Here is a 25,579-nt window from a genome sequence, read left to right as displayed (position 1 = left end):
AGCGGCCTTGTGTCGCGAAAGGGTCGCGAAGCGGCCCCAGGATCTCATTGCCACGGCATAAATTGCAGGGGCTGCTCCGCAGCCCGTTCGCGACACAAGGCCGCTCCTACAGGGAGCGTGCGAGCCTGACGGGCCGCGGCGGAACAGACCGGCGCAGGAACCCAGCCCACCGCAGGAGGTCTGTGTTTGCATGTACTACGGTGAACGCTTCAACGCCTGGACCCACCTGGTCGGTGCTGTCCTGGCCTGTATCGGTGCCATCTGGCTGATCGTGGCCGCGGGCCTGCAAGGCGACCCGTGGAAGATCGTCAGCTTTTCCATCTACGGCAGCACCCTGCTGTTGCTGTACAGCATCTCTACCCTGTACCACAGCACCCGTGGGCGGGCGAAGGTGATCATGCGCAAGCTCGATCACCTGTCGATCTACCTGCTGATCGCCGGCAGCTACACGCCGTTCTGCCTGGTCAGCTTGCGTGGCCCGTGGGGCTGGAGCCTGTTCGGCATTGTCTGGGGGCTGGCAGTAATCGGCATGCTGCAGGAGATCAAGCCGCGCTCCGAGGCGCGCATCCTGTCGATCATCATCTATGCGGTAATGGGCTGGATCGTGCTGGTGGCCGTGCAGCCGCTGCTGCACGCGCTGGGCACTGCCGGCTTCGCCTGGCTGGCTGCCGGCGGTGTGTTCTACACCGTCGGCATCCTGTTCTTTGCCTTCGACAGCCGCTTCCGCCACTGGCACGGCATCTGGCATCTGTTCGTGATTGCCGGCAGCCTCATGCACTTTGTGGCGGTGTCGTTCTATGTGCGTTAGCTAGAAGTCGCCCCATAACTGCTGCGCCACCGACAGGGCTACCACGGGGGCGGTTTCGGTACGCAGCACCCGTGGCCCGAGGCGCGCGGCGTGGAAGCCAGTGGCTTTGGCCTGGTCGACCTCTGCCTCGCTCAGGCCGCCCTCCGGGCCGATCAGGAAGGCCAGCGTGGCCGGCCTGGCATGGCTGGTGAGGGGTTCGGCGACTGGGTGCAAAACCAGTTTCAGGTCGGCCTTGGCACTGTTCAACCATTCGCCCAGGGTTACCGGCGGGTGGATGACTGGCAAGGTCGAGCGACCGCACTGTTCGCAGGCACTGATCGCTACCTGGCGCCAATGGGCCAGGCGCTTGTCGGCGCGTTCGTCCTTCAGCCGCACTTCGCAACGTTCGCTGACGATCGGGGTGATTTCCTTTACCCCCAGTTCGGTGGCCTTCTGGATCGCCCAGTCCATGCGCTCGCCGCGGGACAGCCCCTGTCCGAGATGGACATGCAGCGGTGAATCAGCCTGGCCGGCAAGGGCCTGGTCGAGGCTGACGCGCACGGTTTTCTTGCCCACTTCGAGCAGCTGGCCACGGTACTCCTGGCCGCTGCCGTCGAACAGCTGCACGGCGTCGCCGGGGGCCATGCGCAGCACGCGGCCGATGTAGTGGGCCTGGGCTTCGGGCAGGTCGTGCTCGCCGAGGCTCAGGGGGGCGTCGATGAAGAAACGGGACAGTCTCATGGGGTGCTCGTAGGAAAAGGTGTACTCGTCCCCTGTAGGAGCGGCCTTGTGTCGCGAAAGGGCCGCGCAGCGGCCCCGGCGGTTTGTACATCACCGCTGAAATACTGGGGCTGCTACGCAGCCCTTTCGCGACACAAGGCCGCTCCTACAAGGGGTATGCGGTCAGGTCTGCAAGCCTAGCCCGGGTCGCGGAAGTCGGGGTGGAAGTTGGCCGGTACCGCCACGCTGACGCTTTCACGGGTTGCGATGTCGATACCCTCGCTGGCCACTTCGGCGAGGAAGTCGATCTGCTCCGGGGTGATCACATAAGGCGGCAGGAAGTACACCACGCTGCCCAGCGGGCGCAGCAGGGCACCACGGGTCAGGGCATGCTCGAATACCTTCAGGCCGCGTCGCTCCTGCCACGGGTAGGCAACCTTGCCGGCCTTGTCCTTGACCATCTCGATGGCCAGGGCCATGCCGGTCTGGCGGATTTCGGCGACATGGGCATGCTCGGCCAGGTGTGCGGTGGCACTGGCCATGCGCGCAGCCAGGCCCTTGTTGGCTTCGATCACGTTGTCCTGCTCGAAGATGTCCAGCGTCGCCAGTGCGGCAGCACAGGCCAGCGGGTTACCGGTATAGCTGTGCGAGTGGAGGAACGCGCGCAGGGTCGGGTAGTCGTCGTAGAACGCCTGGTAGACCTTGTCGGTGGTCAGGCATGCGGCCAATGGCAGGTAGCCACCGGTCAGGGCTTTGGACAGGCACAGGAAGTCCGGGCGGATGCCGGCCTGCTCGCAGGCGAACATCGTGCCGGTGCGGCCGAAGCCCACGGCGATCTCGTCGTGGATCAGGTGCACGTCGTAGCGGTCGCAGGCCTCGCGCAGCAGCTTGAGGTACACCGGGTGGTACATGCGCATGCCGCCAGCGCCCTGGATCAACGGCTCGACGATTACCGCACTGATCGAGGCGTGGTGTTCGGCCAGGGTCTGCTCCATGGCCTGGAACATGTTGCGCGAATGCTCCTCCCAGCTCATGCCTTCGGGGCGCAGGTAGCAATCGGGGCTGGGCACCTTGAGGGTGTCGAGCAGCAACGCCTTGTAGGTTTCGGTGAACAGCGGCACATCGCCGACCGACATCGCGGCGATGGTTTCGCCGTGGTAGCTGTTGGTCAGGGTGACGAAGCGCTTCTTGCCGGGTTTGCCGACGTTCTGCCAGTAGTGGAAGCTCATCTTCAGCGCCACTTCGATGCACGACGAACCGTTGTCGGCATAGAACACCCGGTCGAGCCCGGCCGGGGTCATGGCCACCAGGCGCTCGGACAGCTCGATCACTGGCTGATGGCTGAAACCGGCCAGGATCACGTGTTCCAGCTGGTCGACCTGATCCTTGATGCGCTGGTTGATACGCGGGTTGGCGTGACCGAACACATTGACCCACCAGCTGCTCACCGCATCCAGGTAGCGCTTGCCTTCGAAGTCTTCCAGCCACACGCCTTCGCCGCGCCGGATCGGGATCAGCGGCAGCTGCTCGTGGTCTTTCATCTGGGTACAGGGGTGCCACAGGACCTTGAGGTCACGTTGCATCCACTGATCATTGAGGCCCATGGGCACTTCTCCTGGCTTGCGGCTTGGTTCGACCGCGTAAGCCTAAGCAATGCCGCAGGGCAGGACAACCGCTGCGGTTCAATGGCGCTGGGCGCCGCTGCAATCGAGCCTGCGGATGACCGCGGCAATGGCAAAAATGTCTGTTGGCAAAAGCACTTGATGTCGCTGTGCTGGCAGGGCCGACGGACCTGACGTATTCTTAACGCATCTCTCTCGGGGCATTCCTGCCTCTACCCGTTTCTGTAACCCCTGACTCGGAGTTCGCCGACATGGCTGCTGCTTGGGTGCGCCTGTGCGCGTTGGTATTGATTGGTGTGTCCAGCGGCGCCGCGCTGGCAAAGGACAAGACACCTTCGGCAATCGTCGTGGGTGGCGGCCTGGCGGGCCTCACGGCCGCCTATGAGCTGCAGAACAAGGGCTGGCAGGTGACACTGCTGGAAGCCAAGCCAGGCATGGGCGGGCGCTCGGGCCTGGCCACCAGCGAATGGATCGGCAATGCCAAGGCGCACCCGGTGCTCAACCAGTACCTCGAGCGTTTCAAGATTGAAACACAGCCGGCACCGGAATTCGTGCGCACCCCCGGCTACCTGATCGACGGCGAGTATTTCAGCGCCACCGACCTGGCCAGCAAGCAGCCGGCCACTGCCGAGGCCATCAAGCGCTACGAGAAAACCCTCGACGACCTGGCGCGGTCGATCGACGACCCGCTGAATCCGCAAGCCACCAGTACGCTGTTCGCCCTCGACCAGATCAACGTCTCCACCTGGCTGGACAAGCTGCAACTGCCGGCCACCGCCCGCCAGCTGATCAACCAGCAGATCCGTTCCCGTTACGATGAACCGTCGCGCCTGTCGCTGCTGTACTTTGCCCAGCAGAACCGTGTTTACCGTGGCGTCAGTGACCGTGACTTGCGGGCCGCGCGCCTGCCGGGTGGCAGCCCGGTGCTGGCCCAGGCCTTCGTCAAGCAGCTGAAGACCATCAAGACCAATTCGCCTGTGACGGCCATCGTCCAGGACAAGGACGGCGTCACGGTCAAAGTCGGCAATGTCGGTTACCAGGCGGATTACCTGGTGATGGCCGTGCCGCTGCGCGCCCTGGCCAAGATCCAGATGACCCCGAGCCTGGACAGCCAGCACCTGGCAGCGATCAAGGGCACCAACTATGGCTGGCGCGACCAGCTGATGCTCAAGTTCAAGAAACCGGTGTGGGAAAGCCGTGCGCGCATGTCCGGCGAAATCTTCAGTAACGCCGGCCTGGGCATGCTGTGGATCGAGCCGGCGCTCAAGGGTGGCGCCAACGTGGTGATCAACCTGTCGGGCGACAATGCCCGCTTGCTGCAAGCGTTCGGTGACAAGCAGATGGTCGACCAGGTGCTGATCCGCCTGCACGCGTTCTATCCGCAGGCCCGTGGTTCGTTCACTGGCTACGAAGTCAAGCGTTACAGCACCGATGCCGGTACCGGTGGCGCTTACCTGGCCTATGGCCCGGGGCAGATCAGCAAGTACTGGCGCTTGTGGGAGCGCCCGGTGCAGCGCATCGCCTTTGCCGGTGAGCATACCGACGCGCTCTACCCCGGTACCCTGGAAGGTGCCCTGCGCAGTGGCCAGCGTGCGGCAAGCCAGGTGCAGGACCTGCTGGCGGGCAAGTCGTTCGACCCGGCCAAGGCGGCACCGGTGGCGGCTGCCGCGGCTGGCGTCGTGGCGGCCAAGCAGAAGCAGAACAAGGACGGCGGGTTCTTCTCCAATCTGTTCGGTGGTTCTGCCGACAAGGGCGACAAGGCCCCCGCGAAAGCCGAGGCGAAAAAAGTCGAAGAGGCCAAGCAGGACAAGCCAGGCTTCTTCTCGCGGCTGTTTGGCGGCGCGGACAAGCCTGAAGTGAAAGCCGAGCCGATTGCCACGGCGGAACCGGTGTCGCCGACACCTGCGCCAGCGCCGCAAGTTGCACCGGCCCCGGTTGCGCCAGCACCTGCGCCAGTGGCCAAGGATGCGCCGGCCAAGCCTGCGGCAACCAAGGCCGCGCCCGCCAAACATGTCCCCGTGCACAAGCCAGCCCGCAAGCCTGCCGAAACCAGGAAGGCCACTGCCAAGTCTGCACCTGCCAAGAAAGCCGTGGTCGATACCCAGGCCAAGGCCGGTTGATTCGTTGATTGTATCGGCCCTATTGCCGCTTGCCGGCGATAGGGCCGATACAGTCAAGCACTGACTTCCCACCTATCGTTAATGTTTCCTTAATGGGAAGCTTTCACAATAAATATCGAATTTATAGATAATCCAGAGCAATTTTTTCCGCTTTTCTTCGATACGTTTCGCGTTAGTCTGTGCACAGCTTTCACGGGGAAACAGGTCAACATGCAACTGCGCAACTCACCTTCTCGCTACGGCGTGGTCAGCATCGTCATGCACTGGGGCGTGGCCCTGGCAGTCTTCGGCCTGTTCGGCCTGGGCCTGTGGATGGTCGGTCTCGACTACTACAGCCCTTGGCGCAAGGCTGGCCCGGACTTGCACAAGAGCATCGGCCTGGTCCTGCTGGCGGTGATGCTGCTGCGGGTAGTCTGGCGTTTCATCAGCCCGCCGCCACCGGCACCGGCCAGCCACGGCGCATTCACTCGCCTGGCCGCCAAGCTGGGGCACCTGGCGCTGTACGTCGGGCTGTTCGCGGTGATGATCGCCGGCTACCTGATCTCCACTGCCGACGGCGTGGGCATACCGGTGTTCGGCCTGTTCGAAGTGCCGGCACTGGTCAGCGACCTGCCTGACCAGGCCGACCTGGCTGGGGTGATTCATCTCTGGCTGGCCTGGGGCCTGGTGATTTTTGCCGTACTGCATGCCCTGGCAGCGCTCAAGCACCATTTTATCGACCGTGACGCGACCCTGACCCGCATGCTGGGCCGCAAAGCTTGACTCTCAACCTCAATTGCATAGGAAGGAAGTAAGGATGTTGAAAAAGACTTTTGCCGCTCTGGCGCTCGGTACCGCACTGATCTCCGCCGGCCAGGCCATGGCTGCCGAGTACAAGATCGACAAGGAAGGCCAGCACGCCTTCGTCGACTGGAAGATCAGCCACCTGGGCTACAGCTTCATCCACGGTACCTTCAAGGATTTCGACGGTAACTTCACCTGGGACAGCGCCAAGCCTGAAGCCAGCAAGATCAACGTCGACCTGAAAACCGCCAGCCTGTGGTCGAACCACGCCGAGCGTGACAAGCACATCGCCAGCGCCGACTTCCTTGACGTGAAGAAATATCCACAAGCCAAGTTCGTCTCCACCAGCGTCAAGCCGACTGGCGACAAGACTGCTGACGTGACCGGCGACCTGACCCTGCATGGCGTGACCAAGCCGGTGACCTTCAAGGCCACCTTCAACGGCGAAGGCAAGGACCCATGGGGTGGCGAGCGTGCCGGTTTCAACGCCACCACCACGCTGAACCTGAACGACTTCGGCATCAAAGGACCGGGCGCTACCTCGCAGACCCTGGACCTGGATATCAGTCTCGAAGGTGTCAAGCAGAAGTAATTCAGACCTGCTGAAGACCGAGGGGCCGCTTTGCGGCCCTATCGCGACACAAGGCCGCTGCTACAGGGTTATGAGCTGCGCCCCAGATGTTGGAAACCTGTCCACCATCTGGGGCGCAGCTCATTACGTTATTCCTGTAGGAGCGGCCTTGTGTCGCGATAGGGCTGCGAAGCAGCCCCTCGGTATTTCTCTCTGTCAGCCCTTGCGGGTCAGCAGTGCCGGGCGCTCACCACGCGGACGGCTTGGCAGGTCATCCAGTTGCTCGGGCGTCGGGTAACGGTCGAGCTTGGATTCCTTGCGGATGATCACCGGTTGTTTTTCCGGTTGGCGCGGGTTGCGCACGGCCGGCTCTTGCCGGGTTACATCATCGCGCGCGGGACGGCCACGGCCAGCGCCGCCATCACGACGGGCACCGCCACCATTGTTGGCGCGGGCCGGGCGTTTCTCGCCGCCACCGCCGCTGCGCTGCTGGCCGCCCGTACGACCTTGGCCGCCGCTGTTGCTGCGCTGGCCGGTGCCTTGGCCGGCATTGCCGCCCGGGCGGCGATTGCGACCCTGGCCCTTGCCGTTCTGGTACGGGCTTACGTAGTCGGCACGGTTGCCGAAGTTGTCGATTTCGTCGTCCAGGAACTCTTCCGGGTCGCGGTCGGCAGGCACTTTCGGCACGCTGGTGCTGGCTTGTTGCTGCTGCTGACGTGGCTTCTTGTCGCGCGGTTTGCGCGGCTGTTGCTTGTCACCCGCCTTGTCCTTCTCGGCCGGCTTGTCCGCAGCCTGCTGCTTGGCCTTGCCTTTATCCTTGCCCTTGTCCTTGCGGCCGCCGTTGGCGTCTTTGCCGCCTTCGCCACGGGCCTGCTGGTTACGCCCGCCACGGCCATTGTTCTGCGGGCGCTCGCGTACTTCCGGCTTCTCGGCTTCTACCTGGCTGGCGTCGAAGCCCATCAGGTCGCCGTCCGGGATCTTCTGCTTGGTTACCCGTTCGATGCTCTTGAGCAACTTCTCTTCATCCGGCGCGACCAGGGAAATGGCCTCGCCCGAGCGCCCGGCACGGCCGGTACGGCCGATACGGTGAACGTAGTCTTCCTCGACGTTCGGCAGCTCGAAGTTGACCACGTGGGGCAGCTGGTCGATGTCCAGGCCGCGGGCGGCGATGTCGGTAGCGACCAGTACCCGCACACTGTTGGCCTTGAAGTCGGCCAGGGCCTTGGTGCGGGCGTTCTGGCTCTTGTTGCCGTGGATAGCGGCAGCGGTCAGGCCGTGCTTTTCCAGGTATTCTGCCAGGCGGTTGGCGCCGTGCTTGGTGCGGGTGAACACCAGCACCTGCTCCCAGGCGCCGAGGGTGATCAGGTGCGCCAGCAGCGCGCGCTTGTGGCTGGCGGGCAGGCGATAGATGCGCTGCTCGATACGCTCGACGGTGGTGTTCGGCGGGGTCACCTCGATCCGCTCCGGGTTGTGCAGGAGCTTGTCGGCGAGGTCGGTGATGTCCTTGGAGAAGGTGGCCGAGAACAGCAGGTTCTGGCGCTTGGCCGGCAGGCGGGCAAGTACCTTCTTGACGTCATGGATGAAGCCCATGTCGAGCATGCGGTCGGCTTCGTCGAGTACCAGGATTTCCACATGGGCCAGGTCAACCTTGCCTTGGCCGGCCAGGTCGAGCAGGCGGCCCGGGCAGGCGACCAGGACGTCGACACCCTTGGCAATGGCCTGGATCTGCGGGTTCATGCCGACGCCGCCGAAAATGCAGGCGCTGACCAGTGGCAGGTCGCGGGCGTACACCTTGAAGCTGTCATGGACCTGGGCGGCCAGTTCGCGGGTCGGGGTCAGGACCAGCACGCGGGGCTGGCGTGGGCCGTGGCGCTGCGACTTGTCGGGGTGGCCGGCCGGGAACAGGCGCTCAAGGATCGGCAGGGCGAAGCCGCCGGTTTTACCAGTACCTGTCTGTGCAGCGACCATCAGGTCGCGGCCTTGCAACACGGCGGGAATCGCCCGCTGTTGCACCGGGGTCGGCTGGGTGTAGCCCGCAGCCTCGATAGCGCGGACAAGAGCCTCGGAGAGACCGAGGGAAGCAAAGGACATGGGCAATCCTGTTCTCGTGTGGGCTGGGCCCGTGTGGGATGTTCTGCCTGGCGCGACGGGCATCGGTGGGATGCGATCGCGTCCGGTCCAGCTGGGCTTTCACTGCACATCCAAGTAACGGAGGGTGGACGCTAAAAGGTGCGTCGATGCCGATCGGGATGCCTGTTGCGAGGCCGAGCGTCCGGGCGTGAGCCGGGCGGGAAGGCCCGAGTATAACAGAGCTATCGCGCCGTGCTGCTTTCCTGCTGCTCAACGGCGTTGGGAATGTTTCCGATGTCGCCTGTGTAGCGCTGGCTGATTGCTGCGTAGGCCGGTTCCTGCTTGAAACGCCGCAGTTCTTCGGCAAAGGCCTGGGCCAGCAACTCGCGCCCAGGCTTGCGTACCAGGGCCAGGTATTGCGCCTGGCGGTTGATCACCAGCGGCAATACCTCGACTTGCTGTTGCAGGCCCAGGTGCCGCAGCAGGTAATGGCCGACCCTGCGGTCGGTGACTGCCAGGTCGATGCGGCCCAGGACCAGCTTGCCGAAGTTGGCTTGGTGGGTAGGGGCGGCTTCGCGTTTGAAGTAGGCGGCCTCGTTGAACGCTGCACCATAGCTGTAGCCGGGCGAGGTGCCGACGGTGAAGCCGGCGAGATCGCCCAGCTTGCTGACCGGATGGCGACGTGCACTGGCCTGGAACAGCACGAACTCGACATCCGACATGGGCTCGGCGGCGTAAACCAGGTAGGGCTGGCGTGACTCATTCTGGAAGACGTCGAGGATGCCGTCGGCCAAGCCTTGCTCGATCATTGCCAGGCAGCGCTTCCAAGGCAGGATCTGCACCTCCACCTCGATGCCGAGGCGTGCGAACACCTGGGTGGTGACCTCGTAGTCGATGCCACGCAGCTGGCCGTCCTGTAGATACACGTAGGGTGCCCAGTCATCGGTCACCAGGCGCAGGCGCTCGCCCAGGGCCAGGGGGCTCAGGCAGGCGAACAAGAGGATCCACAACAGACGGGCGACGTACGGCATGGCCGGAGATTACAAGCTCGGTCTGTTCAAGACCAGCGCCCGCGACATCCAAAGTGAGCGAGGCCGCTCCTGCAGGCAGTTCAGCCCTGCGAAGACCGCAGCAGATGCGCCTCGATGTCCTTGCGCCGTTCGCCCAATGTCAGGCGCAGCCCCGGATGGCGCAGGCACTGGCGCAGTTGCTCGGGCTGCATGTGGCCATGACGGGCATTGAGGTTTTCCAGTGCCTTGTCCCACCAGGCCGGCGCACAGGCGCGGTCGAACTCGTTGGGGTAGTGGTAGCAGCCATACAGCAACTCGCGGGCGAACTGGCGTTCGTGGCTGGGCAGGGTCATGCTCAGTGCCTTGTAGCCCAGGCGTTGCAGGGCCGGCGGCCGTGGCAGCTGGTCGTTGACCAGGTACACGTCAGCCAGCGCGGCGTCGCTCAGCGGGTCATGGCCATGCTTGCGCAGCCAGGCCTGGATCTTGGCGCGGAACTGCGCCTTGCGGCTCCAGTAATGGTGGATGACGTCGGTGCATTCGGCCAGCTCCAGGGTGCGATAGGCTGCCACCGCCAGGCAGAATTCCTCGAGGGTATAGGCCTCGCGAGCCAGCGGGTGGAACTCGTCCATCATGGCGATGGAGCGGTCCAGGGTGCCTGCATCCTGCGCCGTGAGGCCGATCACCCCGGAGTTGACCAGCGGCATCTGGCAATCGGCAAGGCCGCGGGACTCGAGGATGGCCAGCAGGTTCTTGTACAGCAGGCATTTCTGGTTGCTGCCATAGCGTGCGCCGATGGCATTGCACAGCAGGCGCCCTGGGGCTACCCGGGCGAACAGCTCCAGCGGCGACTTGCGGAAGAACGTGTCGGTGTCGATCAGCACTGCCAGTGGGTGTTGCTGCAGCACTTGGCGCAGCAGCACATGCTTGCTGCGAAAGTGATACCCGTGAGGGGCGTTCCAGGCCTGGCGCGTGGCTTCGTCGAGCACGTGCACGGTTACCGGCAGGCCGGCATAGGGCTGCGGGTTGTCGGTGTAGACCTGGATGTCCATGGCTTCGCCTGCTGCGCTGTCCAGGTGGGCCAGGGCGCTGATGATGCTGAAGCAGGCTTCCTGATGGTAGGTCGCCGGGCCAAAAGCCAGGTAGACGAGCTGTGGATGCGAGTGCTGCATGGCAGGCAAGACCTGTGTAACCGAAAAAAAATAAGGCTTTAGTCTATGACCAAAGCCTTAATCGGTTGTTAAACAGGTTTTGCAAAAAATTTCAGCGCGGCAGCTTCAGATTGTTCCAGATGGCCAGGCTCGGTTCGGCCTGGTTCAAGGTATAGAAGTGCAGGCCCGGTGCGCCGCCCTGCAGCAGTTGTTCGCACATGCGGGTGATCACCTCTTCACCGAATGCCTGGATGCTGGCGGTGTCATCGGCATAGGCTTCCAGCTGCTTGCGGATCCAGCGCGGGATCTCGGCGCCACAGGCGTCGGAGAAGCGTGCCAGTTTGCTGTAGTTGGTGATCGGCATGATGCCGGGCACCACCGGGATATCCACGCCCAGCTTCTGTGCGCGCTCGACGAAGTAGAAGTAGCTGTCGGCGTTGAAGAAGTACTGGGTAATGGCGCTGTCGGCACCGGCCTTGACCTTGTGCACGAAGTTGGCCAGGTCGGCCTCGAAGTTGCGCGCTTGTGGGTGCATCTCCGGGTAGGCGGCCACTTCCAGGTGGAAGTGGTCAGCGGTTTCCTGGCGGATGAACTCGACCAGGTCGCTGGCGTAGCGCAGTTCACCACTGGCCATGCCCATGCCCGAAGGCAGGTCGCCACGCAAGGCGACGATGCGCTTGATGCCGGCAGCCTTGTACTCGGCCAGCAGGGTGCGCAGTTCGGCCTTGGTGTCACCCACGCACGACAGGTGCGGCGCGGCGGGCACCTTCACTTCGCTTTCCAGCTGCAGCACGGTGTTCAGTGTGCGGTCGCGGGTCGAGCCACCGGCACCGTAGGTGCAGGAGAAGAAGTCCGGGTTGTAGGCGGCCAGCTGGCGGGCGACGCCCATCAGCTTTTCGTGGCCGGCATCGGTCTTGGTCGGGAAGAACTCGAAACTGTAGCGGCGTTCCTGGGACATCAGACGTTCCTCTAGCAGCCAGCCTCAAGCAGCAAGCTGCAAATAGAAGCCAGATCGGTGATGGCCGATCTGGCTTGGGCATCGTTCAACAAGTTTGAGCCTGGGCTGCAAGCGGCATGGGGCGTTTTCGCACCTGTCTGCCGCTTGCAGCTTGCCGCTTGTCAGTAGCGGTAGGCGTGCGGCTTGAACGGGCCTTCTACGGTAACGCCGATGTAGTCGGCCTGCTGCTGGGTCAGCTGGGTGACCACGCCGCCGAAGCCGCGGACCATTTCCAGGGCCACTTCTTCGTCGAGCTTCTTCGGCAGCACTTCCACGGTCAGGCGTTCGGCTTTCTTCTCGGCCGACAGGTCGGCGAACTTCTGCTGGAACAGGAAGATCTGGGCCAGTACCTGGTTGGCGAACGAACCGTCCATGATGCGGCTTGGGTGGCCAGTGGCGTTACCCAGGTTGACCAGGCGGCCTTCGGCCAGCAGGATCAGGTAGTCGTCGTTCTGTGGGTCGAAGCTGCCGGCGCCGGTGCGGTGGATCTTGTGCACCTGCGGCTTGACCTCTTCCCAGGCCCAGTTCTTGCGCATGAAGGCGGTGTCGATCTCGTTGTCGAAGTGGCCGATGTTGCAGACCACGGCGCGCTTCTTCAGGGCCTTGAGCATGTTGGCGTCGCAGACGTTGACGTTACCGGTGGTGGTCACGATCAGGTCGATCTTGCCCAGCAGGGCCTTGTCGATGCTGGCTTCGGTGCCGTTGTTGATACCGTCGATGAACGGCGAAACCACTTCGAAGCCGTCCATGCAGGCCTGCATGGCGCAGATCGGGTCGACTTCGGTGACCTTGACGATCATGCCTTCCTGGCGCAGGGACTGGGCCGAGCCCTTGCCCACGTCACCGTAGCCGATCACCAGGGCCTGCTTGCCCGACAGCAGGTGGTCGGTACCACGCTTGATGGCGTCGTTCAGGCTGTGACGGCAGCCGTACTTGTTGTCGTTCTTGCTCTTGGTGACCGAGTCGTTGACGTTGATCGCCGGGACTTTCAGCTCGCCCTTGGCCAGCATGTCCAGCAGGCGGTGCACGCCAGTGGTGGTTTCTTCGGTGATGCCGTGTACGCGCTCCAGTACCTGCGGGTACTTCTTGTGCAGCAGTTCGGTCAGGTCGCCACCGTCGTCGAGGACCATGTTGGCATCCCATGGCTGGCCATCCTTGAGGATGGTCTGCTCCAGGCACCACTCGTATTCTTCCTCGGTTTCACCTTTCCAGGCGAACACCGGGATGCCGGCGGCGGCGATGGACGCGGCGGCCTGGTCCTGGGTGGAGAAGATGTTGCAGGACGACCAGCGCACTTCGGCACCCAGGGCAACCAGGGTTTCGATCAGCACGGCGGTCTGGATGGTCATGTGGATGCAGCCCAGGATCTTCGCACCCTTGAGCGGTTGCTCGGCCAGGTACTTGCGACGCAGGCCCATCAGTGCAGGCATTTCCGATTCGGCGATGATGGTTTCGCGACGGCCCCAGGCGGCCAGGGAGATGTCGGCGACTTTGTAATCGGTAAAACCAGCAGGCATGTTTGCAGCGCTCATGAGAGCCTCCATTCGTAATGTGCGAATGGGCGCCGTTGTGCGTTGAGCGTCCGCGGGAGCGGACAACGCCCCATCCGAGCCTGACAGGCCTAGCCTGCTGCAGCGCCCCTCGGACGGGTGGCGGGCATGGCACCGCTGTGGGCAACCATGTGAAGCGGCGGAGATTATAGCCGCGCCCGCTGGCTTGCCCAAGGTTTTCTGTCGATTAATCGCGACGATAGTCGATGTTCAATGGAGCGACAGCGACCGCTCTGCCATCATTGCTACACCGTAGCCAAGCAGGTCAGGAGTACAGATGAACTTTCACACCCGCAAATGGGTTAAACCCGAAGACCTCAACCCCAATGGCACGCTGTTCGGTGGCAGCCTGTTGCGCTGGATCGATGAAGAGGCGGCGATCTACGCCATTGTCCAGCTGGGCAACCAGCGCGTGGTGACCAAGTACATATCGGAAATCAACTTCGTCAGTGCCTCGCGCCAGGGCGACATCATCGAGCTTGGCATCACCGCCACCGAGTTCGGCCGCACCTCGATCACCCTCAAGTGCGAAGTGCGCAACAAGATCACCCGCAAGGCCATTCTCACCGTCGACAAGATGGTCTTCGTCAACCTGGGCGAAGACGGGCTGCCGGCGCCCCACGGGCGCACCGAGATCAAATATATCCAGGACCAGTTCCCGGATTCGGCGGTGGAGTGACGATTTCGGGGCTGCAAAGCAGCCCCGAAAACCTCATGGCTGGGCGCTGACCTTGCGCACCACCCGGCCAATGCTCAAACCCTGCACCAGGATCGACGACAGCACCACGATGTAGGTGATCGACAGCAGCAGGTCACGTTCCTCGCCCAAAGGCAGCGACAGCGCCAGGGCCACCGACACCCCACCGCGCAGGCCACCCCAGGTCAGCACCCGTACCGTGCCCTTGGGCACCGGGCGCCAGCGCCGCAGCAGGACGATCGCCGGGGCCACGGTCAGCAGCCGCGACAGCAGCACCGCCAGGGCCAGCACGCCACCGGCTGCCAGGTGCAGCCAGTTGAACGGCAGCAGTAACAGCTCCAGGCCGATCAGCGCGAACAGCAGGGCATTGAGCATGTCGTCGATCAGCTCCCAGAAACCGTCCATGTAGCGGCGGGTCATGTCGTTCATCGCCAGGTTGCGCCCCAGGTTGCCGATGATCAGGCCGGCCACCACCATGGCGATCGGCGCCGAAACGTGCAGTTCGTAGCACATGGCCGAGCCACCGATGACCAACGCCAGGGTCAGCATCACTTCCACCTGGTACTGCTCGACGCTCTTGATCATGCGGTAGGTGGCGTAGCCGATCAGGCCGCCGAACACTACCCCGCCGATGGCCTCGCGGGCGAACAGGATCGCCGTGTCGGTCATGCTCGGGGTTTCGCCCAGGCGGATGATGCCGAGCAACACGGTGAACACCACCACTGCGGTGCCATCGTTGAACAGCGATTCGCCGACAATGGTGGTCTTGAGCGGCTTGGAGGCATTGGCGGTACGCAGCGCGCCAAGCACGGCGATCGGGTCGGTGGGCGAGATCAGGGCGCCGAACAACAGGCAGTAGATCAGTGGCACCTGCCAGCCGAACAGGGCGAACACCCAGTGCGACAGGTAACCGATGACCACGGTGGCGATCAGCACACCGACGGTGGCCAGCAGGCCGATCGGCCAACGGTAGCTGCGCAGGTCGGCGAGGTTGACGTGCAAGGCGCCGGCGAACAGCAGGAAGGCCAGCATCCAGTGCATCAGCAGGTCGTTGAAGTCGATCTGGTTCATCAGCCCTTCGACGCGTGCTTCCAGGCCGGGGAAGCCGATCAGGCTCAGGCCCTGCAGCATCAGGGAGAACAGCAGCGCCGTAACCATCACGCCAATGGCGGGGGGCAGGCCGATGAAACGGTAATTCACATAGGTGAGGAGGGTGGTGAGGCAGATAAATGCGGCAACTAGTTCAAGCATCCCGAATCCTGTAGCAGTGGCTTCCAAGTCATAACCCGAATGGCTCGGGCAGTTCTTTGATGATCTGGCGAGGGCTTCGGGGCACAGGATTTGACCAGAATTGCTGGAAGCGTTCCGGGTGTTTACAGCTGGAGGGTGCAATTATGGCGGCGAGGTGCAGGTCACGATATTTTCAGCGCCGAACACATCCCAGGCAACCCGACCACCAACGCTATATATTCATCCCTCGAAAACGTCACAAGGACCCAACGGTGTGCTGGCAACTTCCCTGGTACTGATCGCCGCCTTGCTGCATGCGACCTGGAATACCCTGATCAAATTCAGTGGTGAGCGCCTGCTGGTGATCGCCAGCATGGACACGGTGGCGCTGGCTTTCGCGGTGCTTGCCGTGGCCTTCGCCGAGGTGCCGCCGGCCAGCGTCTGGCCTTGGCTGCTGGCGTCGGCGTTGGCCGAGCAGTTGTACCGCTTCCTGCTGATCCAGGCCTACCGCGTCGGCGATCTGGGGCTGGTCTACCCGCTGATGCGCGGGCTATCGCCCCTGGTGGTGCTGGCACTGACCCTGGCCTTTGCCGGCGAATCGCTGAGCCAGCAGCAGATCATCGGCATCCTGCTGATCCCCTGCGGCATGGCCTGCCTGTTGTGGCAGGGCGGTGGCGGTGAGCGGCTACCCTGGTCGATGCTACCGGTGGTCGCCCTGATCGGCCTGTGCATCGGCTGCTACACCTGGTTTGACGGCCAGGCCGTGCGCCTGTGGGGCAAGCCCTGGGACTACCTGGTGTGGCTGACATTGCTCAGCGCCTGGCCCTTTCCATTGCTGGCCAGCGTGGCGCGACGTGCGCCGTTCGTGCTGTTCTGGCGCCTGCAGTGGCGCCTGGGGCTGGCAGTCGGGCTGTGCGTATTGCTCAGTTACGCCCTGGTGCTGTGGGCCATGCACCTCGGCTCGGTGGCTGAGGCGGCGGCACTGCGGGAATTGAGCGTGATCCTGGTGGTAGTGCTGGGCATGCGCTACCTCAAAGAACCTTTTGGCCGGCCCAGACTCCTAGCTTGCGGGCTGGTGTTGGCCGGCATGTTGATAATGAAGCTTTGACCTCGAGACTGAACAAGGAGTCCTGCCTATGACCGTTGCCCTGTGGTGCATTTTGATCGCGTTGGTGCTGCCACCCCTGTGCGGGCTGATCGCCAAGGTAAGTGGCCGTTTCGGCCTGAAAGACAACCACGACCCGCGCGCTTTCCTGGATACGCTTTCCGGCCTGCCACGCCGTGCACATGCCGCCCAGCAGAACAGCTACGAGGCCTTTCCGGCGTTTGCCGCGGCGGTGCTGGTGGCCGATATCGTCGGCAATGCCGAGCAGGTGACCCAGGATGTGCTGGGGGTGATGTACATCACCAGCCGCTTGCTTTACATCATCTGCTACCTGGCGGACTGGGCCGTGCTGCGCTCGCTGGTGTGGTTTGCCGGGATGGCGATGATCGTGGCGTTCTTTGTAGTTTCCATCTGAAAACCGGGGGGCCTGATTCGCGGGCAAGCCCGCGAAGAGCCCACCGCCGATCAAGGCACCTTTGGTACTTCAGGCAACGGCTTGCCCTTGGGCCACAGCATCCAGATCTGCCCTTGCTGCTTCATGTTCCCGGCCAGTTCCCCGGCTTCCGGCCCGGTGCCCCAGAACAGGTCGGCCCGCACCTCACCCGTAATTGCCCCTCCGGTATCCTGAGCCGCCACCGGGCGTACCACCGGAGTTGCGTCCGGGCGGGTGGTGGATAGCCAGAGCAGGCTGCCCAGCGGAATCACCTTGCGGTCGATGGCTACGCTGTACCCAGCGGTCAGGGGCACGTTCAGTGAACCACGCGGGCCTTCGTTGCTGTCGGGGCGGGTGCTGAAGAAGACGTAGCTGGGGTTGCTGGCAAGCAGCTCCGGTACCCGCTGCGGGTTGGCCTGGGCCCAGGCGTGAATGGCGCCCATGCTGACTTCTTCCTTTTTCAGCTGGCCTTGTTCCACCAGCCAGCGCCCGATCGGCCGGTATGGATGGCCGTTCTGGTCGGCGTAGCCCAGGCGCAGCTGGCGGCCGTCTTCCAGTTGCACCCTGCCGGAACCCTGCACCTGCAAGAATTGCAGGTCCATAGGGTCGGTCAGCCAGGCCAGCACCGGTGCCTTTACGCCGTTGCGGTTGATGACCTCGGCGGTGTCGTAAGGCTTGAGCACCCGCCCGTCGAGGCGCCCGCGCAGGCGCTTGCCCTTGAGCTCGGGGTACACGCTGGCCAGGTCGACCACGATCATGTCGTCGGGAATACCGTAGACCGGCACGTGGTTGGTTGCCGATTGCTTGAGGCTGCCGGGGTAGACCGGTTCGTAGTAGCCGGTAATCAGGCCATGGGCGTTGTTCTCGGCGGAGCGCAGGCCGTATACCTCCAGGTTCTGCTCAAGGAATGTGCGCACCTGGGCGGCGCTGGCCGTGGCACTGCCGGCGGCTTCGCAGGTGGCGGCCCACACCGGGTCGCGCGCGAGCTTCTCGCAACCGCTGCGCCAGGCATAGAAGCCGGCCAGCAAGTCTTCGTCGCTGACTGCCGGCAGGTCATTCCAGGTGGCCGGGACGTAGGTGGCAATGGCGTGGGGCTCCGGCTTGGCGTTCTCGCCGCCGTTGCAGCCGGCCAGCAAAGCCAGCACCGGGAGCGTCCAGGCCAGATGGCGCAGGGCTGATTTCATGTGTGCATTCCTGTCATGGGCGAAGATGAATATTCACCCCTGTATTTCATGTGGCTATTGGTCTTTGGCCCGCGGGCAGCGATACTGGCCGCCCATTTGCGCAGGCCGAAGTGAGTGTGATGTTGAAGCGATTGACCGTTGTTCTGCTGGCAGCATTGGCCCTGGGCGGCGCCTTGAGTGGTTGCGACCGGGTCGACCCCAACTCGCCGCTGGGCAAGCGCAAGGTAATCTTCAAGGACATGCTCAGAACCAGCGAAGACCTGGGCGGCATGTTGCGTGGCCGGCTGCCTTTCGATGGGGTGAAGTTCGCCGACGGTGCTCAGAAGCTGGACAACCTCGCGCACCAGCCCTGGCAACACTTTCCACAGGTGCGTGATGGTGGCGACAGCAGCGCTCGCGCCGAGGTATGGGAACGCCAGGCACGCTTTCACGACCTGGCCCGGCAGCTGGAAGGCGTCACAGGCGAACTGGCCGATATCAGCCGTAGTCAGCCGCTCGATGCTGCGCAGTTGAAGGCGCCGATGGACAAGGTCGAAGCGGCGTGCAAGGCCTGTCATAGCGAATTTCGTAATCATTGATGGCTTGCATGGCTCTGTCTGCAGGCGCGACACAAGGCCGCGCCTGCAGTGATCGCGTTTGCCGCTGGCCTTAGCGGTCCAGGTCCTCCACCGCTTCCTGCAATTCCTTGCGCGACTCGGCCAGCTTGTCCTTGCGCTTGTTGATTTTCTCCGAGTCGCCTTTCTTCTCGGCTTTCTTCAAGTCCTTTTCCCGTTGTGCCACTTCGTGACGGGCGTCGAGCACCTTTTGCTCACGTTCCTTGCGCAGGCCGGCATCGGTGCAATTGTCGACCCCGCGCAACGCCTCTTCCAGCCCTGTGACCTGGCCGGTGTTGCCATGGTCGCGGGCAATCTTCAGCTGGTTCTCGATGGCGCTGCGCTTGGCGGCGCAGCCGGTCAGGCCGGCATCCGGCTGGGCTGCCTGGGCAGTGCCAGCGGCCAGGCCAAGTGTCGAGAGCAGGAAAAGGGTCGAAATACGTTTCATGAAAAGCCTCCTTGACGGGGCGGGGCAGCAAAAGTTGGGGGAAATCCTGCCTTGGTTTTGCCCTTTTAGGAACCCTTGTCGGGTTTTTCCGGTGGAATCTCGGTTTATCCCCACAGGTAAATTGGTAAAAATTCATTGCTCGATGCCATGCCCGTCGATCCGGAAACCGTCGATTCCTGCCTTGGCCAATTGCCTGGCAATGGCCTGAACCTCGGCGCTGGCAAAGAACTCGGCAAGCTGCTGCGCACGCTTTTCGCCTATGCCGGGCAAGGCTTGCCATTCGCGACCTGTGCGCGCCGCCAGGTCCTGCCAGCCACCGGTCACTTGCAAGCCTGTCGGTGTGGGCGCGCCGAGCGCGCGCAACCATTGCGCAAAGGGCCGTGAGCGGGCGGCGTCGAAACTGGTCTGCAACTGCGTAGCCGTCGCCTCGCTGATACCCGCTACCTGGCCCAGGCGCTCGCCATCCAGGTGCAACCAGTCGGTCATCGAAGTCACCAGCCCGGCCGTTACCAGTCGGCGCCATGTGCCAGGGCCGGTGCGCGGCAAAGCCAGCCCCTGCTTGCCGCTGAGCCAGGCAAGGCGAGCGACAAACTGTTCCTCGCAGCCCTCGCTGGCCTGCCAGCAGCTGTGTGCGTGATGTTCGCCGGGCGCCGGCGCGGATACCGGCGTGCGCTCGACAGCGCGGTGCACCACTTGCTCCAGGCGCGGGATGGTCAGCCCGGCAAGGCTGACGGCCACTTGGTCACCGGGGCGGATGTCGAGCTGGAACCAGCGGGCCAGCGAACCCAGGCTCACCTGGCTAATCCGGCGGTCATCGAGAGTTACCGGCAACAGATGCAGTACCGGCGTGATCCTGCCAGTGCGGCCGACGCGGAAGCGTACTGCGCGCACTTCGGCCAGGGCCTGCGTGTAGGGGTATTTCCACGCGGCGATCCAGTAGGGGGCCTTGGCCTGCCAACGTTCGGCCGGTGGCCGGCTGCCCTGGCGCAGCACCACGCCATCGGTGGCAAAGGGCAAGGGCGAGCGGTACCAGTGCTCGCGCCAGTGCGCTGCATCGTCCGCTGTGGCGATGGCAACGGTGTATGGCTGACTGTGCGTGAAGCCCAATTTTGCCAGTTGCGCGAGGCGTTCGGCCTGCTGCTCGGGGCCGTGCGGCCAGTCCCACACGAACAGGCCGATGCTCTCGCCTTGCTCGTCCTCCAGCTGCTTGCGGGCCAGCAGCCCGGCCACCGTACCGCGGGCATTGACACTGCCCGCCTCAGCTTGCACATGCGCCTCCCGGCGCAGGTAAAGTTCGCCCTGCAACTGCAGGTCGATGGCCACGGGCAACTGCCGGTTGATCGCGCCAAGCTGTGGTATGTGGCGACTCCAGTCGTGCCCCTGCACGCCATCTCCGCGGCTGATCACCTGCACCAGTCGGCCCTGCCTGTATATGAGCGAAACCGCAACGCCATCGACCTTGGGCTGTACCCATACGCCGGTCTTCCCGGACATCCAGCGTTCCACCGCCCGCCGGTCGGGCAGCTTGTCGACGCCGGTATGCGGCACTGGGTGGGGGAGCGGGCCGCGAGCGCTGGCCAGCGGCGACTGGGCGCTCGCCAGGCCGAAGCATTGCTGCAGATGCGTCAGCCGCAAGCGGCTCTGGTCATACAGTTCGTCGGGCACCAGCGCAACGCCCTGGCGATGGTAATGGTCGTCCCAGCGGGCGAGGGTGGCACGCAGCTGGGCCACTTCACTGTCGATTTGTTGCGGGTGCCAGTCGGGGCACTGTGCGGCCCAGGTTACTGGGGTATGGAACATCAGCAGGAGGGCGAACAACAGCATTAGCGGCATGGCCAGCATCCTTGCATGGCGGGTGGGAACTCCCAGCCTAGGCAGCCAGCGCACGGGCAGCCATGCAGCGTTTGTCAGCCAATATGTCAAAAAAAAAGCCCCTGCCGATTACTCGGCAGGGGCTTTTGCCCAGCGCTGCAGGAAAAGTTACAGGCCGGCAGCGTCACGCAGCGACTGGGCGCGGTCGGTACGCTCCCAGGTGAAGGTGGTGAAGGTGTCGTCGCCGACAGTCTTCTGTTGCGGGGTACGACCGAAGTGGCCGTAGGCGGCGGTTTCCTGGTACATCGGGTGCAGCAGGTCGAGCATGGTGGTGATGGCGTATGGACGCAGATCGAAGCACTCGCGCACCAGCTGGACGATCTTGTCATCGGAAACCTTGCCGGTACCGAAGGTGTTGATCGAGATGGAGGTCGGCTGGGCCACGCCGATGGCGTAGGAAACCTGGATCTCGCAACGTTCGGCCAGGCCGGCGGCAACGATGTTCTTGGCCACGTAACGGCCAGCGTAGGCGGCGGAGCGGTCGACCTTGGACGGGTCCTTGCCGGAGAACGCGCCACCACCGTGGCGGGCCATGCCGCCGTAGGAGTCGACGATGATCTTGCGCCCGGTCAGGCCGCAGTCACCCACCGGGCCACCGATGATGAAGCTGCCAGTCGGGTTGATGTGGTACTGGGTACCCTTGTGCAGCAATTCGGCCGGCAGGGTGTGCTTGACGATCAGCTCCATCACCGCTTCCTGCAGGTCTTTCTGCGAAACCTCAGGGTTGTGCTGGGTCGACAGCACCACGGCGTCGATGCCGACCACCTTGCCGTTTTCGTAACGGCAGGTGACCTGCGACTTGGCGTCCGGGCGCAGCCATGGCAGCAGGCCGGACTTGCGCGCTTCGGCCTGGCGCTCGACCAGACGGTGCGAGAAGCAGATCGGTGCCGGCATCAGTACTTCGGTTTCGTTGCTGGCATAGCCGAACATCAGGCCCTGGTCACCCGCGCCCTGGTCTTCCGGCTTGGAGCGGTCCACGCCCTGGGCGATGTCCACCGACTGCTTGCCGATGATGTTCATCACGGCGCAGGTGGCGCCGTCGAACCCGACGTCGGAGCTGTTGTAGCCGATATCGATGATGACCTTGCGCACCAGGTCTTCGAGGTCGACCCAGGCCGAAGTGGTGACTTCGCCGGCGATGATGGCAACACCGGTCTTGACCAGGGTTTCGCAGGCTACGCGGGCGTATTTGTCCTGGGCGATGATGGCATCAAGGACGGCGTCCGAAATCTGGTCGGCGATCTTGTCCGGATGCCCTTCGGACACGGACTCGGAGGTGAAAAGGGAGTATTCGCTCATCTCGAAGGTTCCTGAAATTTACCGATGGTGTATGTCGCCAGCCGTCCGCTGAAAATGGCGGACCTGGATCTGGAAACCGTTACGCAAGCCCACGTACAGGCTGTCCCCCGGGGCCAGCCCGGCTGCCGTGGCCCAACGGGCCAGGTCGTCCTGTTCAAAACCGAGCCAGAGGTCGCCGCAGGCTTCCCGCGCCCAGCCCTGGTCATGGCTGCACAGTTCGGTGACCAGCAGGCTGCCGCCTGCCTTCACCCGTTTGGCCAGCTGGCGCAGGGCCAGGGCCGGATCGCTGAAATGGTGCAGGACCATGTTCAGCACAACGCAGTCGGCTTCCACATCCGTTGCACCCAGTGCATCGGCCAACTGCAGGTTTACATTACCCAGACGTTCACGTTCGCAGACCTGGCGTGCCAGTTCGAGCATGGTCGGGCTGTTGTCCAGCGCGGTGACCCGGGCAAAGCGGCGTGCCAGGTCTGGCAGGAAGCCGCCGTCACCGGGGCCGACCTCCAGGGCACTGGCGGCCGGGTCGAAATTCAGCTTGTCGAGCAGCGCCAGCAGGCTTTCGCGATACTGCGGCAGGCCGGCGATCAGGTCCTGCTGGGCGCGAAACTTCTCTTCCACACGCAGGAAGAAATCCTGGCTGGTGGCGGCACGACGTTGCTGTACCTGGGCAATGCGCGCTTGCACCTCGGCTGGCAGGGCCAGGTCGTCGACCTCTTCGAGCAGTGCCGCATGCAGCCTGCCGCCCAGGCGCAAGCTGTCGGGCAGGGCACGGCGGTAGAAGATGGCGTTGCCTTCGCGGCGGGTGGCGACCAGCTCGGCCTGGGCCAGCACCTTCAGGTGGTGGCTCATGCCCGATTGGCCAACGCCGAAGATCTGCGCCAGTTCCAGCACGCCGAACGAGTCGTTAGCCAGGGCGCGCAACACGTTCAGGCGCAACGCGTCGCCACTGGCTTTGCACAAGGCAGCCAATGCTTCGCATTGCTCGGGGATCAATTGCGCACGAAGGTTCATGGGGCGGCAGTCTAGACAGGCATCGTTGCCCTAGCAAGGGCAATATCAAAAAGTTTTGATATTGGGTGATGAGCGGGACGGTTCGCCCGGTTTTGCCCCGAATTGAAGCCCGATCACAGGAAAATCCCCCGACTGCGACCATACGTCATTGCCCCAAGCCCCCCCAGTGGGCGAAAATGGCCGCCTTTTTCGTGACACCACCTATTCAAGCCCCCAGGAGATCAGCGATGCCCAGCCGTCGTGAACGTGCCAACGCCATTCGTGCCCTCAGCATGGATGCCGTGCAAAAGGCCAACAGCGGCCACCCAGGTGCCCCCATGGGCATGGCGGATATCGCCGAAGTGCTTTGGCGCGACTATCTGAAGCACAACCCGAGCAACCCGAATTTCGTCGACCGCGACCGCTTCGTGCTGTCCAACGGCCACGGTTCGATGCTGATCTACTCGCTGCTGCACCTGACCGGCTACGACCTGTCGATCGACGACCTCAAGGCCTTCCGCCAGCTGCACAGCCGTACCCCGGGCCACCCGGAATACGGCTACACCCCGGGCGTCGAGACCACCACCGGCCCGCTCGGCCAGGGTATCGCCAACGCCGTGGGCTTCGCCCTGGCGGAGAAAGTGCTGGCCGCCCAGTTCAACCGTGACGGCCACAACATCGTCGACCACAACACCTACGTGTTCCTTGGCGACGGTTGCATGATGGAAGGCATTTCCCACGAAGTCGCCTCGCTGGCCGGCACCCTTGGCCTGAACAAGCTGATCGCCTTCTATGATGACAACGGCATCTCCATCGACGGCGAAGTGCACGGCTGGTTCACCGATAACACCCCAGCGCGCTTCGAAGCGTACAACTGGCAGGTGATCCGCAATGTCGACGGCCATGACGCCGACGAGATCAAGACCGCCATCGAGACCGCCCGCAAGAGCGATCGTCCGACCCTGATCTGCTGCAAGACCATCATCGGTTTCGGCTCGCCGAACAAGCAGGGCAAGGAAGACTGCCACGGCGCACCACTGGGCAACGACGAAATCGCCCTGGCCCGCCAGGCGCTGAACTGGAACCACGGCCCGTTCGAAGTCCCGGCCGACATCTACGCCGAGTGGGACGCCAAGGCCGCCGGTGCCAAGGCTGAAGCCGAGTGGAACCAGCGTTTCGAGGCCTATGCCAAGGCTTATCCGGAGCTGGCTGCCGAGTTCCAGCGTCGTGCTGCCGGCGAGCTGCCGGCCGACTTCAGCGAGAAGGCCCAGGCCTACATCAACGAAGTGGCGGCCAAGGGCGAAACCATCGCCAGCCGCAAGGCCAGCCAGAACGCCCTGAATGCCTTCGGCCCACTGCTGCCCGAGTTCCTCGGCGGTTCGGCTGACCTGGCCGGCTCCAACCTGACCCTGTGGAAGGGCTGCAAGGGTGTCGAAGCCAACGATGCCAGCGGCAACTACGTGTTCTACGGTGTGCGCGAGTTCGGCATGACCGCCATCATGAACGGCGTTGCCCTGCACGGTGGCCTGGTGCCTTACGGCGCGACCTTCCTGATGTTCATGGAATACGCCCGCAACGCCGTGCGCATGTCGGCGCTGATGAAGCAGCGGGTGATCCACGTCTATACCCACGACTCCATCGGCCTGGGCGAAGACGGCCCGACCCACCAGCCGATCGAGCAGCTGACCAGCCTGCGCAGCACGCCGAACCTGGACACCTGGCGCCCGGCCGACGCGGTAGAATCCGCCGTGTCCTGGAAATACGCCCTGGAGCGCAAGGACGGCCCTTCGGCACTGATCTTCTCGCGCCAGAACCTGCAGCACCAGGCGCGTGACGCCCAGCAGATCGCCGCCATCAGCCGCGGCGGCTACGTGCTCAAGGACTGCGCCGGCGAGCCTGAGCTGATCCTGATCGCCACCGGTTCGGAAGTGGGCCTGGCGGTTCAGGCGTTCGACAAGCTGACCGAGCAAGGCCGCAAGGTGCGTGTGGTTTCCATGCCGTGCACCAGCGTGTTCGATGCCCAGGACGCTGCCTACAAGCAGTCGGTATTGCCGCTGGAAGTGGGTGCGCGCATTGCCATCGAAGCCGCCCATGCCGACTTCTGGTACAAGTACGTTGGCCTGGAAGGTCGCGTCATCGGCATGACCACCTACGGTGAGTCGGCGCCGGCTTCGGCTCTGTTCGAAGAGTTCGGCTTCACCGTCGAGAACATCCTCGGTACTGCCGAAGAGCTGCTGGAAGACTGATGTGAAGATGGAGGGCGGTGACGTCCTCCAGGTCGTGCAAGGGGAGGGCTTTGCCCTCCATCGCGATACAGGGCCGCGCCTACAGGGTACTGCGCATGCAGCCC

22 protein-coding genes and 1 riboswitch are annotated in these 25,579 nt (G+C 63.7%); of the genes, 9 read left to right on the top strand and 13 right to left on the bottom strand.

Features of this window, described 5'->3' with window-relative positions:
• Nucleotides 1-190: 190 nt before the first annotated feature.
• On the top strand, nucleotides 191-808 hold the full coding sequence (trhA, locus tag HU763_RS22355) for a PAQR family membrane homeostasis protein TrhA (RefSeq protein WP_170033172.1): 618 nt from the start codon (nucleotides 191-193) through the stop codon (nucleotides 806-808).
• On the opposite strand, the gene HU763_RS22350 is transcribed toward trhA, so the two are convergent.
• Both HU763_RS22350 and HU763_RS22345 read right to left on the bottom strand, forming a co-directional pair.
• Entirely contained in the window at nucleotides 809-1,528 is a 720-nt protein-coding gene (locus HU763_RS22350; protein WP_186684354.1) for a 16S rRNA (uracil(1498)-N(3))-methyltransferase, read from the bottom strand. It abuts the gene before it with no gap.
• Nucleotides 1,529-1,704: 176 nt separating this feature from the next.
• Nucleotides 1,705-3,111 (bottom strand): adenosylmethionine--8-amino-7-oxononanoate transaminase, encoded by a 1,407-nt coding sequence (locus tag HU763_RS22345; protein WP_170033168.1) that lies wholly within the window; start codon nucleotides 3,109-3,111, stop codon nucleotides 1,705-1,707.
• Between the two features lie 269 nt (nucleotides 3,112-3,380).
• Here HU763_RS22345 and HU763_RS22340 point away from each other — a divergent pair, with 269 nt between their 5' ends.
• The 3 genes from HU763_RS22340 (at nucleotide 3,381) to HU763_RS22330 (ending at nucleotide 6,624) form a co-directional block, all read left to right on the top strand.
• Nucleotides 3,381-5,249, top strand: a complete 1,869-nt coding sequence (locus tag HU763_RS22340; RefSeq protein ID WP_186684356.1) for a flavin monoamine oxidase family protein — start codon at nucleotides 3,381-3,383, stop codon at nucleotides 5,247-5,249.
• 210 nt (nucleotides 5,250-5,459) lie between these two features.
• A complete protein-coding gene (locus tag HU763_RS22335) occupies nucleotides 5,460-6,011 on the top strand; it encodes a cytochrome b (protein ID WP_186684358.1) in 552 nt (183 codons plus the stop codon).
• Nucleotides 6,012-6,045: 34 nt separating this feature from the next.
• Nucleotides 6,046-6,624, top strand: a complete 579-nt coding sequence (locus tag HU763_RS22330; RefSeq protein WP_170033162.1) for a YceI family protein — start codon at nucleotides 6,046-6,048, stop codon at nucleotides 6,622-6,624.
• A gap of 195 nt (nucleotides 6,625-6,819) precedes the next feature.
• Here the strand turns inward: HU763_RS22330 and HU763_RS22325 are convergent, their stop codons facing one another.
• From HU763_RS22325 to ahcY, 5 genes are all read right to left on the bottom strand, one after another.
• Nucleotides 6,820-8,694, bottom strand: coding sequence for an RNA helicase RhlE2 (locus HU763_RS22325; RefSeq protein WP_170033160.1), 1,875 nt, complete (start codon nucleotides 8,692-8,694; stop codon nucleotides 6,820-6,822).
• 221 nt (nucleotides 8,695-8,915) lie between these two features.
• A complete protein-coding gene (locus tag HU763_RS22320) occupies nucleotides 8,916-9,704 on the bottom strand; it encodes a substrate-binding periplasmic protein (RefSeq protein ID WP_170033158.1) in 789 nt (262 codons plus the stop codon).
• An 80-nt stretch (nucleotides 9,705-9,784) separates the two neighbouring features.
• Nucleotides 9,785-10,852 carry a hypothetical protein gene (locus HU763_RS22315; RefSeq protein ID WP_186684360.1) on the bottom strand — a complete coding sequence of 356 codons (1,068 nt, stop codon included), beginning with the start codon at nucleotides 10,850-10,852 and terminating at the stop codon, nucleotides 9,785-9,787.
• Between the two features lie 91 nt (nucleotides 10,853-10,943).
• Entirely contained in the window at nucleotides 10,944-11,789 is an 846-nt protein-coding gene (gene metF, locus HU763_RS22310; RefSeq protein WP_085621759.1) for a methylenetetrahydrofolate reductase [NAD(P)H], read from the bottom strand.
• Between the two features lie 161 nt (nucleotides 11,790-11,950).
• Entirely contained in the window at nucleotides 11,951-13,360 is a 1,410-nt protein-coding gene (gene ahcY / locus HU763_RS22305; protein ID WP_170033154.1) for an adenosylhomocysteinase, read from the bottom strand.
• 20 nt (nucleotides 13,361-13,380) lie between these two features.
• Nucleotides 13,381-13,477, bottom strand: a riboswitch (S-adenosyl-L-homocysteine riboswitch).
• 178 nt (nucleotides 13,478-13,655) lie between these two features.
• On the opposite strand from ahcY, the gene HU763_RS22300 reads away from it, so the two are divergent.
• Nucleotides 13,656-14,057: an acyl-CoA thioesterase gene (locus HU763_RS22300; protein ID WP_009399312.1), complete on the top strand. Its 402-nt coding sequence runs from the start codon at nucleotides 13,656-13,658 to the stop codon at nucleotides 14,055-14,057.
• Between the two features lie 33 nt (nucleotides 14,058-14,090).
• Here the strand turns inward: HU763_RS22300 and HU763_RS22295 are convergent, their stop codons facing one another.
• Nucleotides 14,091-15,326 (bottom strand): cation:proton antiporter, encoded by a 1,236-nt coding sequence (locus HU763_RS22295; protein ID WP_170033152.1) that lies wholly within the window; start codon nucleotides 15,324-15,326, stop codon nucleotides 14,091-14,093.
• 253 nt (nucleotides 15,327-15,579) lie between these two features.
• Between HU763_RS22295 and HU763_RS22290 the strand changes: the two genes are divergently transcribed.
• Both HU763_RS22290 and HU763_RS22285 read left to right on the top strand, forming a co-directional pair.
• On the top strand, nucleotides 15,580-16,413 hold the full coding sequence (locus tag HU763_RS22290; protein ID WP_170033150.1) for an EamA family transporter: 834 nt from the start codon (nucleotides 15,580-15,582) through the stop codon (nucleotides 16,411-16,413).
• A 28-nt stretch (nucleotides 16,414-16,441) separates the two neighbouring features.
• Nucleotides 16,442-16,825 (top strand): MAPEG family protein, encoded by a 384-nt coding sequence (locus tag HU763_RS22285; RefSeq protein ID WP_186672396.1) that lies wholly within the window; start codon nucleotides 16,442-16,444, stop codon nucleotides 16,823-16,825.
• A 50-nt stretch (nucleotides 16,826-16,875) separates the two neighbouring features.
• On the opposite strand, the gene mltA is transcribed toward HU763_RS22285, so the two are convergent.
• The gene (gene mltA, locus HU763_RS22280) at nucleotides 16,876-18,027 is read right to left on the bottom strand and encodes a murein transglycosylase A (RefSeq protein WP_186684362.1); all 1,152 of its coding nucleotides are present in this window, start codon (nucleotides 18,025-18,027) and stop codon (nucleotides 16,876-16,878) included.
• Between the two features lie 119 nt (nucleotides 18,028-18,146).
• On the opposite strand from mltA, the gene HU763_RS22275 reads away from it, so the two are divergent.
• Nucleotides 18,147-18,605: a c-type cytochrome gene (locus HU763_RS22275; RefSeq protein ID WP_186684364.1), complete on the top strand. Its 459-nt coding sequence runs from the start codon at nucleotides 18,147-18,149 to the stop codon at nucleotides 18,603-18,605.
• Nucleotides 18,606-18,675: 70 nt separating this feature from the next.
• Here the strand turns inward: HU763_RS22275 and HU763_RS22270 are convergent, their stop codons facing one another.
• The 4 genes from HU763_RS22270 to HU763_RS22255 all read right to left on the bottom strand — a co-directional run bounded on the left by HU763_RS22270 (nucleotide 18,676) and on the right by HU763_RS22255 (nucleotide 23,250).
• Nucleotides 18,676-19,068, bottom strand: coding sequence for a DUF1090 domain-containing protein (locus HU763_RS22270; protein ID WP_186684366.1), 393 nt, complete (start codon nucleotides 19,066-19,068; stop codon nucleotides 18,676-18,678).
• 132 nt (nucleotides 19,069-19,200) lie between these two features.
• Nucleotides 19,201-20,901, bottom strand: a complete 1,701-nt coding sequence (ligB, locus tag HU763_RS22265; RefSeq protein ID WP_186684368.1) for an NAD-dependent DNA ligase LigB — start codon at nucleotides 20,899-20,901, stop codon at nucleotides 19,201-19,203.
• Nucleotides 20,902-21,048: 147 nt separating this feature from the next.
• Nucleotides 21,049-22,239, bottom strand: a complete 1,191-nt coding sequence (gene metK, locus HU763_RS22260; protein ID WP_170033138.1) for a methionine adenosyltransferase — start codon at nucleotides 22,237-22,239, stop codon at nucleotides 21,049-21,051.
• An 18-nt stretch (nucleotides 22,240-22,257) separates the two neighbouring features.
• Entirely contained in the window at nucleotides 22,258-23,250 is a 993-nt protein-coding gene (locus HU763_RS22255; protein WP_170033136.1) for an ArsR/SmtB family transcription factor, read from the bottom strand.
• Between the two features lie 227 nt (nucleotides 23,251-23,477).
• Between HU763_RS22255 and tkt the strand changes: the two genes are divergently transcribed.
• The gene (tkt, locus tag HU763_RS22250) at nucleotides 23,478-25,475 is read left to right on the top strand and encodes a transketolase (protein WP_186684370.1); all 1,998 of its coding nucleotides are present in this window, start codon (nucleotides 23,478-23,480) and stop codon (nucleotides 25,473-25,475) included.
• The last annotated feature ends 104 nt before the right edge of the window (nucleotides 25,476-25,579 follow it).

Origin of the sequence: Pseudomonas anuradhapurensis (assembly GCF_014269225.2) — a bacterium.
Classification (GTDB): Bacteria; Pseudomonadota; Gammaproteobacteria; order Pseudomonadales; family Pseudomonadaceae; genus Aquipseudomonas; species Aquipseudomonas anuradhapurensis.
Note: the sequence above shows the minus strand (reverse complement) of the source record. Positions and strands in the feature narration are given on the sequence as shown.